This window comes from Dongia sp., assembly GCF_041918875.1.
In the GTDB taxonomy this organism is placed as follows: Bacteria; Pseudomonadota; Alphaproteobacteria; order Dongiales; family Dongiaceae; genus Dongia.
The window spans coordinates 1-13,849 of sequence record NZ_JAYRUV010000022.1 but is presented as its reverse complement, the minus strand read 5'-3'; the positions used below and the strand labels follow the sequence as shown (position 1 = coordinate 13,849).

Genomic DNA, 13,849 nt, shown 5'->3' with positions numbered 1-13,849 from the left:
GAGGGGGTAGTGCCGTGACGAAGACGGCTTTGGCAAAGATTCTGCGGCGCAATTCGACCGAAGCGGAGAAGAGGCTTTGGAGCTTGCTAAGAGATAGAAGACTTGAAGGCTGGAAATTTCGTCGCCAAGTCCCTTTGGGAAGCTATGTCGTCGACTTCTATTGCTCGAAAGCAAAGCTGATCGTCGAAGCAGATGGCGGTCAGCACGCCGTGTCGGCAAATGACGAAATCAGGACGACATGGCTCATAAGGAATGGCTATCGCGTGAAGCGTTACTGGAACAATGAAATTCTGGCGAATCCGGAAGGCGTTTTCATGGATCTTCTTGAGACCTTGACGTGACGGAAGACCCCCGCGGTTTCGGCATCTATATCCATTGGCCGTTCTGCAAGGCCAAGTGCCCCTACTGCGATTTCAATTCGCATGTCCGCGAGCGGATCGAGGAGGAAGCCTGGCGCGCCTCCTATCTCAAGGAGCTGGCGCATTATGCGGCGCTGACGCCGGGGCGTACCGTCAGCAGCATCTTCTTTGGCGGCGGCACGCCGTCCTTGATGGACCCCGCCACCACCGAGGCGGTGATCGACGCGGTGGCGAGGGCCTGGCGCGTTGCCAACGATGTCGAAATCACGCTCGAAGCCAATCCGACGTCGGTCGAGGGGGCCAAGCTCAACGGCTTCCGCGCGGCGGGCGTCAACCGCGTGTCGCTGGGCATCCAGGCGCTCGATGAGGCGGATCTCAAATTCCTGGGGCGCCAGCACAATCAGCGCGAGGCCCTGGCGGCGCTCGATCTGGCTGCGGGCACGTTCGACCGTTTCACCTTCGACCTTATCTATGCGCGGCCCGGCCAGACGCCGCGGGCTTGGGAAAAAGAGTTGGCGCGCGCGCTGACCTTCGCCGCCGATCACATCTCGCTCTACCAGCTCACCATCGAAACGGGCACGATGTTCGAGCAGTCTCACGCGCGCGGCGATTTCGTCCTGCCGGATGAGGATGCGCAGGCCGAGCTCTTCGAAATGACGCAAGACATGCTGGGGGCGGCGGGGCTGGCGGCCTATGAAATATCCAATCATGCCAAACCGGGATCGGAATCGCGCCACAATCTGACCTATTGGCGGTATGGCGATTATGTCGGCATTGGCCCCGGCGCCCATGGCCGGCTGACCCTGGATGGGCGCAAGCTCGCCACGCGCCAGCACCGCGCGCCGGAACGCTGGCTGGAGATGGTGGCAGCGCAGGGTCACGCCACGCGCCAGTCCGACACCGTGCCCATCGAGGCACGTATCGGCGAACTCACCATGATGGGACTGCGCCTTGCCGAAGGGATTCCGCTGGCGCGCTTCGAGGCGGAGGCCGGCCGGCCCTTTGCCGCATGCCTGGATCCCGCGCGGCTACGACGCCTGCACGAGGGAGGTTTTCTCGAGACCCGCGACGGCCGGCTCGTGGCCACCGATGCCGGGCGCCAGCGGCTCGATGCCGTTCTGGGCGAATTGCTCGGCTGAGGCGGCGCGCAGGCGCTGGGCCATTTCAATCGCGATCCGCTCGTCCGAATAGGAGCAGGCGCCGGCGCTGGGCGTGAAGGTGAACTCGCCGAAATAGACGCCGTCGGGCGTGTCGTAGAGATCGACGCGCACGAAATCGAAGCCGCGCGACAATTGGGCGGCAATCCCGATCATCTCCGAGAGATGCGGCGGCGGGACAATACGCTCCGGGAAATCGAGTCCGCCGCAGCGTACCGGAATGATGTCGAAGTCCGGCACGGTGAAGAGCGCCCGGCGATGGTCCGGCGTGAAGCGGCCGACATCCATTCGCCCATAGAGGACGCGGCCATCGGCGCAGGTGAATTTGTAATCGTTGAGGCGCTGGTCCGGTGCGAGATTTTCCTCGACGATCAGCTTTTTCTCCAGCCGCCGATACTGAGTCTCGCGCGCGGCATGGAAGAAGTTCCGCTTCGCATAGCGGACGAACCGCGCCAGGCGCGCGGGTTCCAGCTCCTCGTCGAGATAGAGGATGCTGCCGTAACTATGGGTCGGCTTGACGACCAGCTTGCGGCCGAGATAGGGCGTGAGCCATGCCGCGACCTCTTCCACGCGCGTCCCATCCCGCAGATGGAAGATGGCCTCCGTGCGGGCCGCCTTCACCCCCGGCGCCCTGGCCATGGCCAAGGTCTTGGCATATTCTTTATCAACGCAGGATTGCTGCAGCGCAGACCAATCGTCGCGGATCATGCGATGGAAAATGATGTCGTTGAGCGTCGCGCGCGGATCGTCCATGCGGCGCGGCAGACGGCGATTGCCATGGCAGAAACGCGGTAGGGCGAGGCAATAATTGAACGTCGGATGATTCGGCAACTGCCGGCTGATCAGCCTGTGTACTGCAGTTGCATAGCGCTCCCACAGCGCGCCCGCCTTGCCGGCCATATGGATCGCCCACTCGCAGAGATGCACCTATAATTTCACTCTAGGTTGAATCCGGCGGTAACGGCAAACGACAAGATGCATACAAGGAAGATCACACATCCGTACGCGCGAAGCGGCTGAAATGCGGTGAAGAGCGCGCTTTATTGCCAGCCATGCCAGCGGCTGGAAAGAAAAAACGGCCAAACCCGCCCGTTTATTCCGGCCGTACGCATCCCCTTACGGATTTGTGACGAGGCTGTGAGATCGCGGGGATCCAGATCCTTGGCGGCCTAGACCGTGGCGATCCGGTTGATGAAGTCGCCCGACAGGCTGCGGAGCTGCTCGACATCGCCAGCCAGGGCCACCGCCTCCTCGCGCAGCTTGGCCGCGGCGGAACCGGATTGGGTGGCGCCGGACGCCGCGGTCGAAATGCGCTGACTCACCACTTCCGTTTCCGACGAGGCCTGCTGCACATTGCGCGCGATTTCGTTGGTGGCATCCATCTGCTGGGCCACCGCGTCGGTCACCGCATGCGCCTTGCTGCTGATTTCCTGGATGGTGGTGGCGATGCCGCCGATGGCGCCGACGGCCTTGGTCGTTTCCGCCTGGATGTCCAGGATCTGGGTCTGAATGTCCTCGGTCGCCTTGGCCGTCTGGGTGGCGAGGTTCTTCACCTCGGACGCCACGACGGCAAAGCCCTTTCCGGCCTCGCCCGCGCGCGCCGCCTCGATCGTCGCGTTGAGCGCGAGGAGGTTGGTCTGGCTGGCGATCTCGTTGATGAGCCGGACCACTTCGCCGATCCGGTTGGCGGCATCGGCAAGGTTCTGCATGGTGCTGCTGGTCTCGTTGGCCTCGCCCACGGCGCGTTCCGCCGCGGCGGAGGTTTCCGCAACCTGGCGCGAGATGTCGCCGATCGAGGCCGTCAGCTCTTCCGTGGCCGCGGCCACCGCTTCGACATTGCTGGCAACGCGCTGGGCCGCGTCGTTGGCCGTACCGACATCGCCGGTCGTGCTACCGACCTGTACCGCCACGGCATCGGCGCCCCCCTTCAGATTGTTGGTGGCATCCGCGACGCGGTCGACCACGCCCAGCACCGACTGGCGGAACTGCTCGGCCACACCCTGCAGCGCCCTGGCGCGGTCGGCCTGTGCCGCCGCGCGTTCGGTTTCCTGGGCGGTCTGCAGGCGGCTGCGTTCGGCCATGCCGTCCTTGAAAAGGCCCACGGTGCGGGCCATCACGCCGATTTCGTCATGGCGCCCGGTGTGCAGGATCTCGACGGAAGCATTGCCGGCGCCCAACGCCGTCAGGGCTTCGCGCAGCTGCCTCAGCGGGCGCAGCAGCCGTCTCGTCACCCAGAAGCCGAGCACCGCGAGCAGCACGGTCACGATCAGGGTCACCAGGCCGAAATTCATGAGCAGGCTGTCGACCAGCTCGAAATAGTCGCTCTTCTTCACGCCGACATAAAGGATGCCGATCGTTTCGCCGGCATCGTTCTTGATCGGGTCGTAGCCAGTGAAGAAGGTTTGGCCCAGAATGTCGACGGTGCCGTTATAGGGCTTGCCCTGGCCCAGCACGGAATCATAGGCCGCGTTCTTGGCCAGCTTCGTGCCCACGGCCCGGCCCGATCCGTCCGGCTTCATCACATTGGTGGCGACGCGCGTATCGCCCTGGAAGATGGTGGCCGTGCCGCCGACCAGTTCCTTGACCCGGTCGACCAGGGCGAAATTGTCGTTGAGCAGGACGTCGCCGGCATAGAGCTTGCCGTCCTTGACGCTGAAGCTGGTGCCGCTCTGCTTCAGCACATCCCAGGCCACGCGCATGCTGGTCTTCTGTGCTGCCGTCGCCTGTTCCTCCATCTTGTCGGAAACCAGCAGATAGGCCGAAACGATGAGGCCCGCGGAAAGCAGCACGAGAAAGGCGGCGATGGTGACGGTCATGCGCCCGGCGATGGAAATCTTGCTCAGCATCTGTGACAGCCTCCATTTTTTTGGGGCGACGCGGCATAAGGGCGGCCGCGAAGCGAACCTGGGTTCGCTTATGTCACACAAAAACTAACGAAAGGTGACCGGCATCGCGCGCTTTCGCGCGCGTTCTAGGAGCGGCGTCCTGATTGCCGTCCGGCTCAGTTGATGACGGCCGCGAAGGTCGCCGGGGCCGGATCCTTCACGGTGAAGGTGCCCGGGGCAACTTCCATGATGGCGAGGCCACGCTCCGCCTTGCCATCGGCATTGAGGCGGAACACGCCGGTGACGCCGGCAAAGCCCGAGGGGTCGGTCATGCGGGCCGACGAGAAATCGCCGCCTTCCTTGGATTGGGCGAGGGCCACGGCCAGGGTCACGGCATCGTAGACGATACCGGCGCGGGGGTCGGGCTGGCTGCCGTAAAGACTGGCGTAGCGCTGCGCGAAGCTCTGGAAGCGCTCCGGCGCCGGGGCCGCGAACCAGCCGCCGACCAGGGCCGGTTCGGCGGCGACGGACGGATCCTGCCATTGCGACGTACCCAGCAGGCGCACCAGGCCCGTCGGCAGTTCGAAGGCCGGCAGCATGGCGGCGAAGGCGCGCAGCTTCTGGCCGCCTTCGGGAATCATCAGCGCGTCGAACCCGCTGCGCTTATAGGCGTCGGCCATCTCGCGCACCGGCACGGTGAGGTCGGGCGATTTCGGATCGTAGAAGGTGACCTGCGCGATCGTGCCGCCGGCTTTCACCACCTGCTCCTGATAGGTCGCCAGCACCAGGCGGCCATAGGTGGAATTGGGCGTCATGATGGCGAAGCGCTTCACCCCCTGACGCGCGGCATAGCCGACCACACGGGCGATCTGGCTCTCCGGCGTGACGCCCAGTATGTAGACGCCCGACTGCGCCTGGGAGGAATCGTTGCTGAAGCTCACCATCGGTACGCGGGCGGCGGTGACGGGGGCGGCCGCCTGCTTGAGTTCGGCGCCGAAGAGCGGGCCCAGGACGATGTCCGCCTTGTCGGACAGAACCTCGCGTGCCGCCGCCGCCGGTCCGCCGGATGTGGCGCTGTCGCGTACCACCAGCTTGAAATCGTCGCCCCCGACATCGAACAGGCCCATCTCGGCCGCCTGCAGCATGGAACGGCCAAGGCTCGCCTGCGGCCCCGACAGAGGCAGCAGCAGGCCCACCCTGATATCGGTATCGGCCGGCTCGACCGGCGTGCTGGGGGCGACGACGGGCGGCGTCACCACTGGCGGCGGGGCCGGCTGGCTAACCGGCGGCGGCGGCGCTACGGTGGGGGCGCATGCGGAGAGGCCCGCCGCCAAGAGGAAGCTCGACAAGACGGCACCCGCCAAGGCACAGAAGGGGCGCTGCGTTTTCGATACTTCCGTCATGATCACTCCGGCGGGCAAATAATTGAGAACAGATGACAAAGCCTAACGATAGCGGCCCATCAAGTAAACCGAAGTCAGGCCGGGAAGCGGGCGAATTGGGACTGGTGGCGACGCCGATCGGCAATCTGGGCGACCTGGCGCCGCGTGCCGCCGACTATCTCAAGGCGGCTGACGCGATCGCGTGCGAAGACAGCCGCATCACCATCCGCCTGCTGCGGCATCTGGGCATCAAGAAGCCGCTGCTCTCCTATCACGACCACAATGCCGACGAGATGCGCCCCAGGTTGATCGAACGGCTGCAGCGCGGCGAGAAGATCGCCCTGGTTTCCGATGCCGGAACGCCGCTCATTTCGGACCCCGGCTTCAAGTTGGTGCGCGAGGCGGCGGCATTGGGGCTCGACGTCACCGCCTTGCCGGGACCCTCGGCGCCGGTCATGGCGCTCATCCTGTCCGGCCTGCCCACCGACCGCTTCCTGTTTCTGGGCTTCCTCTCCGCCAAATCGGCCGCGCGGCGCGCCGAGCTGGAGGAAATAGCGGGTTTGCGCGCCAGCCTCATCCTGTTCGAAACGGCGCCCCGTCTGGTGACCGCGCTGGAAGATCTCGGGGCCGTGCTGGGCGACCGGCCGGCGGCGGTGACGCGGGAACTCACCAAGATGTTCGAGGAGGTGCGGCGCGGGACCCTGTCCGAGCTGCTGGCGCATTACCGGGACGCCGGCCCCCCGAAGGGCGAAATCTGCCTCGTCGTCGGCCCGCCCTTGCCCGCCTCCGGCACCGTCGCCGAAGATCTCGACGCCGCGCTGCTGAAGGCGCTCACCGCCATGCGGGTCAAGGAGGCGGCCGAAGCCGTGGCCGCCGCCACGGGACTTCCGAAGCGGCAGGTCTATCAGCGGGCGCTGGAACTCAAGCAGGGGCATCAATGACCGAACTGGGCGGGCGCCAGCTGGGCCGGCGCCGGCGCGGACGGCAGTCGCGCCAGCGCGGGCATTTCGCCGAAAGCCTCGCCGTCGCCTATCTGCGCCTCAAGGGCTATCGGATCCTGGAGCGCAACTGGCGCTCGAAACTGGGCGAGATCGATATCCTGGTGCGCAAAGGCAATGTGCTGGCGCTGGTCGAGGTGAAGACCCGGGGCGACCGGGATCTGGCCAGGGGCGCGGTGCTGGCACCGCAACGGCAAAGGCTGATCCGGGCATTGGGGCATTACCTGAAGACCCGGCCGGGGCTGGCCGGGCTAGATCTGCGCTGCGACATTATCGCCTTCGGCAGGCTGGGCTGGCCGATCCATCTCATCGACGCGTGGCAGGCTGAGGCATAGTCGTCCAGATTTGGCAAATAGTTAGAGGTCATCGTTAAGACATCTCTTGAGCCTCCGCTGGAGTTCGGGCATGATTCGCGCCATGAACCCGGCCAAGCCGCCCGTTGCGCGTTTCATCGAACGACTTCCGCCGCGCCTGGCCGCCGGGGGTATCGCCGCCTGTTTACTGGCGGGCTGTTCGCCGGTGGGGACCGCGGTGGGCGTCGCCGCCACGACCATTAACCTTGCCACCCAGGAACGCGGCCTGGTCACGGGCGTCGACGACAATCTGACCTGGGTCAGCATCAACGAGCGGCTGCTGCGCAAGGATCAGTATCTGTTCCAGAAGGTGAGCTTGCAGGTCCATGAAGGGCGCGTGCTCCTGACCGGCTTCGTGCAGAAACCGGAGGACCGGGTCGCCGCCACCGAGATTGCGTGGCAGTCCAGCGGCGTGCGCGAGGTGATGAACGAGATCAAGATCGGCCGCAGCTTGGATCTCGGCGATTATTCGGAGGATGCCTGGCTGATCAACCGCCTGCGCCTGAAGCTGATGGCCGACCGCCAGGTCCGGGCCAACAATTTCTCCATCGACTGCATCCGTTCCACCGTCTACCTGATGGGCGTCGCCCAGGACGAGGCCGAGCGGCAGCGCGTCATCGACCATGCCCGCGACATCGCCTATGTGCGCGAGGTGGTGAGCCGGGTGCGGCTGGTGGCCGATCCACTGCCCGCGATCCCCGCACGGAAGCCAAAATCGGCGCCGGGACCGCTGGATGCGCCGGTCGTTGCCGGCGGCGATGCGCCCTTGCCGGCGGTGCCCGCGGCCGATGTCAGCGTCGCTTCCAGCGACTTGCCGAAATCGACGCAACCGGCGTCGCAGAAGAACGTTCCGGCTTCTCAGCCGTAACGCAAGCCACGCCCGGATTCCATGCCAGACAAGATCGCCAGCGCCGAGATCGAGGCCGATCTGACCCGCATCGGGGGGCAATCCGACGCCGAAATCGACCTCGCCGAGGCAGCGCTGGCGCTGGCGGCAAGCGAGCGGCCGGAAACCGCGCGCCTCTCCTATCAGCTACATCTGGCCGCCATTGCCGATGCGATGAAGCAGGCGGCGGGCCTCCCGGCCTTGCAGGGGGCGGGGCAGGCGGGGCTGGCGGCGCGCTGCCGGATACTGGCCGATATCATGGCCGGCGAATTCGCCTATCGCGGCGACCGGGTGAATTACGACGATCTCAAGAATGCCAACCTGATGCGCGTGATCGACCGCCGCCAGGGCCTGCCCGTGGCGCTCGCCATCCTCTACATCCACGCCGCGCGCAGCCAGGGCTGGTCAGTCGAAGGCGTCAACTTTCCCGGCCATTTCGTCATCCGCCTGTTTCACGACGGCAAGGCGGCGATCCTCGATCCGTTCGATGGCGGGCAGGTGCTGGAAACCGGCGATCTTCGGCAGCGCCTGAAGACCACGCTCGGCGATGCGGCGGAATTGCAGCCCAGCCATTATGCCGCCATCGGCAACCGCGATATCCTGCTGCGGCTAGAGAACAACATCAAGGTTCGTCTCATCCAGGAGGGCAACCTGCCGCGGGCGGCCGCGGTGGTCGAACGCATGCTGCTGGTGGCGCCCGGTGCCGCCCCCTTCTGGCGCGAAGCCGGCCTCATCCATTCGCGGCTCGGCAATCTGCTGGCGGCCAAGCTGGCTTTGTCGCGCTTCCTCGATCTCGCCGACAATGACGCGCAGCGCCACCAGGTGGCGCGCCTGCTGCAGGATATCGATCAGCGCCTGCAATAGCGATGGCTTGCGTCAGCGCCATCGCCCGCTAAACTCCTGCCCGAACATCATTCGAGAGATTGCCCACATGTCCCTTGCGGTTGCCATTCAGATGGATCCCGTCGAAACCATCGATATCGACGGCGATTCTTCCTTCGTGCTGGGCCTTGCGGCACAAGCCCGCGGCCATCATCTTTATCATTACCATCCGCGCCAACTATCCTGGCGAGACGGCAAGGTGACCGCGCGGGCGCGGCCCGTCACGTTCCGGCGCGAACGCGGCAACCATGCGACACTGGGCGCCGAGGAGGTCCTGGACCTCTCCAAGCTCGATGTCATCCTGATGCGGCAGGATCCACCCTTCGACATGGCCTATATCACGGCGACGCATATCCTGGAGCGGATCCATCCCGACACGCTGGTGGTCAACGACCCCAGCCATGTCCGCAATGCGCCGGAAAAGCTGTCGGTTACCGAATTCAGGAATGTGATGCCGCCGACGCTCATCACCAGCGACCGCTACGAGATCATGGCCTTCCGTAACGAGCATAAGGACATCATCGTCAAACCCCTGTTCGGCAATGGCGGCGCCGGTGTGTTTCACGTGAAACCGGATGACGAGAATCTGGCCTCGCTGCTGGAGATGTTCACGCAATTCTACCGCGAGCCGATCCAGATCCAGCGCTACGAGCCGGCCGTGCGCCAGGGCGACAAGCGCATCATCCTCATCGACGGCAAGGCCGTGGGCGCCATCAATCGCGTGCCGGCGGCGGGCGAGGCGCGCTCCAACATGCATGTCGGGGGCCAGGCGGTTAAGTCGGAATTGAGCAGGCGCGACCTCGAAATCTGCGAGATCATCGGCCCGGAACTGAAAAAACGCGGCCTCATCTTCGTCGGCATCGATGTGATCGGCAGCTATCTTACCGAAATCAACGTCACCTCGCCCACGGGCCTGCAGCAGATCAACCGCTTCGACGGCGTCTGCCTCGAAGACCGGATCTGGGACGCGATCGAAGCCAGGCTCTGAGATAGCCCCCTCACCCCAACCCTAGAGCGTTCCCAGCCGGGCTGTCAGCGCGCCCCTCGCCCCGCCGCCGACGCATGTCGGCATTCGCCGACGGGTGGGGGGAGGAGGGCTTCGTCATGCAAACTCGAAATTCGCAGCGTTCAGCCCAGGCGTCTCCACGCCAAAGCGCGTGAGTGCCACGGCGCTCTCCGATCCGCTGCCATCCGCGTCCCACCAGACGGCACCGGTCGAAACCAGGAAGTAGCCATGACCGGCATTGGGCGCCGTGGGCAGCGTCCTGCTCGCGGAGAAGAGCAGGTAATCCTCGATCGCCGCATCCTCGGCAATGCCGAAGGCGGCGCGGTCGAAGGCGATGCCGTCATCGGCGACGCTGAAATCCTTGATCGTGTCGATCCCTGCTTCAAGGCCGAAAGTGAAGGTGTCGGCGCCCGTGCCGCCGGTCAGCGTATCGTTGCCGGCACCGCCGATGAGATTGTCGTCGCCGGCATCGCCGAACAGGCGATCCTCGCCATCCGAACCCCACAGGATGTCGCCGTCATTGCCGCCATAGAGCGAATCGTTGCCGGCATCGCCCACCATCTGGTCGGCACCGTCCTCGCCGGTCAGGCTGTCATTCCCCGTACCGCCCAGCAGCGTGTCGTCGCCGACGCCGCCGTAGAGCGAATCATGGCCGTCATTGCCTTCCAGCCAATCGTTGCCGGCATCGCCCATGATCCTGTCGGTGCCGTCGCCGCCCCAGGCGAAGTCGTCGCCGACGCCGCCCGCGATCGTGTCGGTGCCGGCGCCGCCGACAAGCTGGTCGTTGCCGGCGCCGCCGCTGAGATTGTCGGCCCCGTCCTCGCCGAACAAGATGTCGTTGCCGGCGCCGCCATCCAAGGTATCGTTGCCGAACTCGCCATTGAGTTCGTCATCGCCGGCATCGCCATCGAGCTTGTCGTCGCCCAAGCCGCCCCATAGGCGATCGTCGCCATCGTTGCCATGGAGCTTGTCGTTGCCGTCCTCGCCGATGACGATGTCGTTGCCCTCGCCACCGGAAACGGTGTCGTTGCCGCCGCCGCCGCGCACATCGTCGTCGCCATTGCCGCCATTGACGAAATCGTCGCCGTCATCGGCCGAAAGATAGTCGTTGCCGTCCTCGCCCTTCAACGTGTCGACACCAGCGCCGCCCCAGATGAAATCATTGCCGCCGCCGCCGGAAAGATAGTCGTTGCCGGCATCGCCGTTCAACTGGTCGTCGCCGGCATCGCCGCGCAGGGAATCGTTCTCGTCGCCGCCCCACAATCCATCATTGCCGGCGCCACCGGACAGCGTATCGAGCCCGATATCGCCAACCAGCGCATCATTGCCGCTGCCCCCGTTCAGCACGTCATTTCCGGCAAAGCCGAAGATCGTGTCATTGTCGTCCGCGGGACCGAAATCGCCCGGCAGATTGGCCGCCGCCCAGCCGTTGATCGTGTCGGCCGTTTCGGTCCCGTAGAGTTCCTCGGGCGCATTGGTGCCGTTGATGATTGCCATGATCCACATCTCCCCAAGACGGTTGAAACGCCAGGAAGTGTAGGAAAAACGGGCCTTTCCGCGTGAAAAATAAGTCGCCGCTGATTCTATTCGGAAAGTTCCAGAAACATGCCGATCATGGTGTTGGCCGCGCGGGAAGTGGGCTGCGTTCCTATTCGGTGACGGGCAGCGAGGGCACCGACGCCTTGCGCCGGCGCTGGCGCGCGAGCACGGTTTCGCGGTGGATGATGTAGATACCACTCGCCACCACGACGGCGCCACCGACGATGAGATAGCGGTCGGGCCGTTCGCTGAAGACGATGAAGCCGATCAGGAAGCCATAGACCAGGGCCATGTAATCGAACGGCGCCACCACCGAAACCGAAGCGCGGCGGAACGCGGTGGTGAGGGCGATCTGCGCCGCACCCCCCATGATGCCGATGAGAATGAGGGGCCAGAGTTCGTCAAGCGATTGCGGCCAGCGCCAGGCAAGACCGGCATCCAGTGCGCCCAGCGGCAGGGTGAAGAGCGCGGCGACGGTCGCGAACAAGGTAAAATGGAAGACGATGGTGGTCGGCGGCTCGGTCGCAGCAAGGCGGCGGATGGAAATCATCGCCAGCGCATAGAAGACCGAGGCCAGCAGCGGCACCAGGGCCGCCACGTCGAATATGCCGGAACCCGGCCGCGTCATGATCAGCACGCCGATGAAGCCCACGGTGACGGCACTCCAGCGCCGCCAGCCGACTTTTTCACCCAGCAGCGGCACCGAGAGGATGGTGAGGAAGATCGGGCCCGACAGACCCAGCGCGATCGCGTCCGACAGTGGCAGGAGCCTGTAGGAAAGGAAGTAGCAGAACATGGCGGAGACGCCAGCGGCACCCCGCCAGACATGGCCCCAGGGCCGGGCGGTGCGCAACTGCAGGCGCTTCTCCACCACCAGCATGTAACCGATGAGCGGCAGGAAGGCGAAGAGGTTGCGCACGAAGACAATCTGGCCGGTCGGATAGATCTCCGAGACGTGCTTAACCAAGCCGTCCATTGACGTGAAAATGAGGACGGCCAGATTCATCAACAAGATAGCGAAGATCGGGCGATCGGCCGCGTGGGGCGAATGGGCTTTGGCTGGGACGTTCATGAAGGGACTGAAATCATGGGCGACGGAGGCGGCCCCCACCATAGCGATGGCCAGGCCAAAGCGCCATCCCGCCCGAAACAGCGCCCATGGCTATGGTCAGGTCTGCAAAGCGATGCCGCCGATGCGGGCTGGCTAGCCAGGCGCCGCCCGCACCCCGCCGATCGAGGCGGAAACGGGGCACCGCGGGAATTGGCCGGGCCTGCCGACGTGCTAGACGTTGAAGCGGAAATTGAAGATGTCGCCGTCCTCCACGACATATTCCTTGCCTTCCTGGCGGAACTTGCCGGCTTCCCTGACGCCCGCTTCACCGCCATAAGCGATGAAATCGTCGCAGGACATGGTTTCGGCGCGAATGAAGCCGCGTTCGAAATCGGTGTGGATGACGCCGGCCGCCTCCGGTGCCTTGGCGCCATGGCGCACGGTCCAGGCACGCGCCTCCTTCGGCCCGATGGTGAAGAAGGTGATGAGGTCGAGGAGCTTGTAGCCGGCACGGATGACGCGCGCGAGGCCGGTTTCCTCGAGGCCGAGCGTCGAGAGGAACTCCTGCTTCTCGGCTTCGTCGGTCAGCTGCGCCACTTCCGCCTCGATGGCGGCGGAGATGACCACGGTGGCGGCACCCTGCGCCTTGGCCATTTCGGCGACCTTTGCCGACCAGGCATTGCCGGTGGCGGCGGCGCTTTCCTCGACGTTGCAGACATAGAGGACGGGCTTGCCGGTCATCAGCTGCAGCTGGCGGAACTGGATCTTCTGTTCGGGCGAGAGATCCTTGAGCACGGTGCGCGCGGGCCTGCCCTCGCGCAGGGCTTCGACGGCGGGGGCCAGGATATCGACCAGCGCCTTGGCTTCCTTGTCGCCGCTCTTGGCCTTCTTGCTGGCGGCATCGAGACGCTTCTCGACGCTTTCCAGATCGGCCAGCATCAATTCAGTCTCGACCGTCTCGGCATCGCGGATCGGATCGACCGAGCCTTCGACATGGGTGACTTCGCCCTCGAAGCAGCGCAGCACATGGACGATGGCGTCGACCTCGCGGATGTTGGCGAGGAACTTGTTGCCCAGACCCTCGCCCTTGCTGGCGCCGCGCACCAGGCCGGCGATGTCGACGAATTCCAGCTGGGTCGGGATGAGCTTGCCGGATTTGGCAATCACCGCGCATTTTTCCAGCCGCTCGTCCGGCACCGAGACCCGGCCCACATTGGGCTCGATCGTGCAGAACGGATAATTGGCCGCCTGCGCCGCGGCGGTCGCGGTCAGCGCGTTGAACAGAGTCGATTTGCCGACATTGGGCAGGCCGACGATACCGCAATTGAAACCCATGGAACTGATACCTTCTGTTTAGCCCAATCTGCCCCCCCCCCAAACTTTGCCCTGAGGCACCTCTTGAACCCTCTCC

13 protein-coding genes are annotated in these 13,849 nt (G+C 64.9%); 7 read left to right on the top strand and 6 right to left on the bottom strand.

Features of this window, described 5'->3' with window-relative positions; translation table 11 throughout:
- Nucleotides 1-14: 14 nt before the first annotated feature.
- Both ACE3TY_RS19010 and hemW read left to right on the top strand, forming a co-directional pair.
- Nucleotides 15-341 (top strand): endonuclease domain-containing protein, encoded by a 327-nt coding sequence (locus ACE3TY_RS19010; RefSeq protein ID WP_374655921.1) that lies wholly within the window; start codon nt 15-17, stop codon nt 339-341.
- Nucleotides 338-1,498: a radical SAM family heme chaperone HemW gene (gene hemW, locus ACE3TY_RS19005; RefSeq protein WP_374655919.1), complete on the top strand. Its 1,161-nt coding sequence runs from the start codon at nt 338-340 to the stop codon at nt 1,496-1,498. The genes ACE3TY_RS19010 and hemW overlap by 4 nt, the downstream gene beginning before the upstream one ends.
- Here hemW and ACE3TY_RS19000 read toward each other — a convergent pair.
- The 3 genes from ACE3TY_RS19000 to ACE3TY_RS18990 all read right to left on the bottom strand — a co-directional run bounded on the left by ACE3TY_RS19000 (nt 1,388) and on the right by ACE3TY_RS18990 (nt 5,744).
- Nucleotides 1,388-2,443 carry an ATP-grasp fold amidoligase family protein gene (locus tag ACE3TY_RS19000; protein WP_374655917.1) on the bottom strand — a complete coding sequence of 352 codons (1,056 nt, stop codon included), beginning with the start codon at nt 2,441-2,443 and terminating at the stop codon, nt 1,388-1,390. The genes hemW and ACE3TY_RS19000 overlap by 111 nt on opposite strands.
- A 242-nt stretch (nt 2,444-2,685) precedes the next feature.
- The gene (locus ACE3TY_RS18995) at nt 2,686-4,362 is read right to left on the bottom strand and encodes a methyl-accepting chemotaxis protein (RefSeq protein ID WP_374655915.1); all 1,677 of its coding nucleotides are present in this window, start codon (nt 4,360-4,362) and stop codon (nt 2,686-2,688) included.
- Between the two features lie 155 nt (nt 4,363-4,517).
- Complete coding sequence (locus ACE3TY_RS18990) at nt 4,518-5,744, bottom strand: penicillin-binding protein activator (protein ID WP_374655913.1); 1,227 nt, start codon at nt 5,742-5,744, stop codon at nt 4,518-4,520.
- A 32-nt stretch (nt 5,745-5,776) separates the two neighbouring features.
- Here ACE3TY_RS18990 and rsmI point away from each other — a divergent pair, with 32 nt between their 5' ends.
- From rsmI to gshB, 5 genes are all read left to right on the top strand, one after another.
- Nucleotides 5,777-6,664 carry a 16S rRNA (cytidine(1402)-2'-O)-methyltransferase gene (rsmI, locus tag ACE3TY_RS18985; RefSeq protein WP_374655911.1) on the top strand — a complete coding sequence of 296 codons (888 nt, stop codon included), beginning with the start codon at nt 5,777-5,779 and terminating at the stop codon, nt 6,662-6,664.
- Nucleotides 6,661-7,056 (top strand): YraN family protein, encoded by a 396-nt coding sequence (locus ACE3TY_RS18980; protein WP_374655909.1) that lies wholly within the window; start codon nt 6,661-6,663, stop codon nt 7,054-7,056. The genes rsmI and ACE3TY_RS18980 overlap by 4 nt, the downstream gene beginning before the upstream one ends.
- Nucleotides 7,057-7,126: 70 nt before the next feature.
- Nucleotides 7,127-7,942 (top strand): BON domain-containing protein, encoded by an 816-nt coding sequence (locus tag ACE3TY_RS18975; RefSeq protein ID WP_374655907.1) that lies wholly within the window; start codon nt 7,127-7,129, stop codon nt 7,940-7,942.
- A 21-nt stretch (nt 7,943-7,963) separates the two neighbouring features.
- The gene (locus tag ACE3TY_RS18970; protein ID WP_374655905.1) at nt 7,964-8,824 is read left to right on the top strand and encodes a SirB1 family protein; all 861 of its coding nucleotides are present in this window, start codon (nt 7,964-7,966) and stop codon (nt 8,822-8,824) included.
- 67 nt (nt 8,825-8,891) lie between these two features.
- A complete protein-coding gene (gene gshB, locus ACE3TY_RS18965) occupies nt 8,892-9,830 on the top strand; it encodes a glutathione synthase (RefSeq protein WP_374655903.1) in 939 nt (312 codons plus the stop codon).
- 114 nt (nt 9,831-9,944) lie between these two features.
- On the opposite strand, the gene ACE3TY_RS18960 is transcribed toward gshB, so the two are convergent.
- From ACE3TY_RS18960 to ychF, 3 genes are all read right to left on the bottom strand, one after another.
- Nucleotides 9,945-11,345, bottom strand: coding sequence for a calcium-binding protein (locus tag ACE3TY_RS18960; RefSeq protein WP_374655901.1), 1,401 nt, complete (start codon nt 11,343-11,345; stop codon nt 9,945-9,947).
- Between the two features lie 151 nt (nt 11,346-11,496).
- Entirely contained in the window at nt 11,497-12,459 is a 963-nt protein-coding gene (locus ACE3TY_RS18955; protein WP_374655899.1) for a DMT family transporter, read from the bottom strand.
- Nucleotides 12,460-12,669: 210 nt separating this feature from the next.
- Nucleotides 12,670-13,773, bottom strand: coding sequence for a redox-regulated ATPase YchF (ychF, locus tag ACE3TY_RS18950; protein ID WP_374655897.1), 1,104 nt, complete (start codon nt 13,771-13,773; stop codon nt 12,670-12,672).
- Between the last annotated feature and the right edge of the window lie 76 nt (nt 13,774-13,849).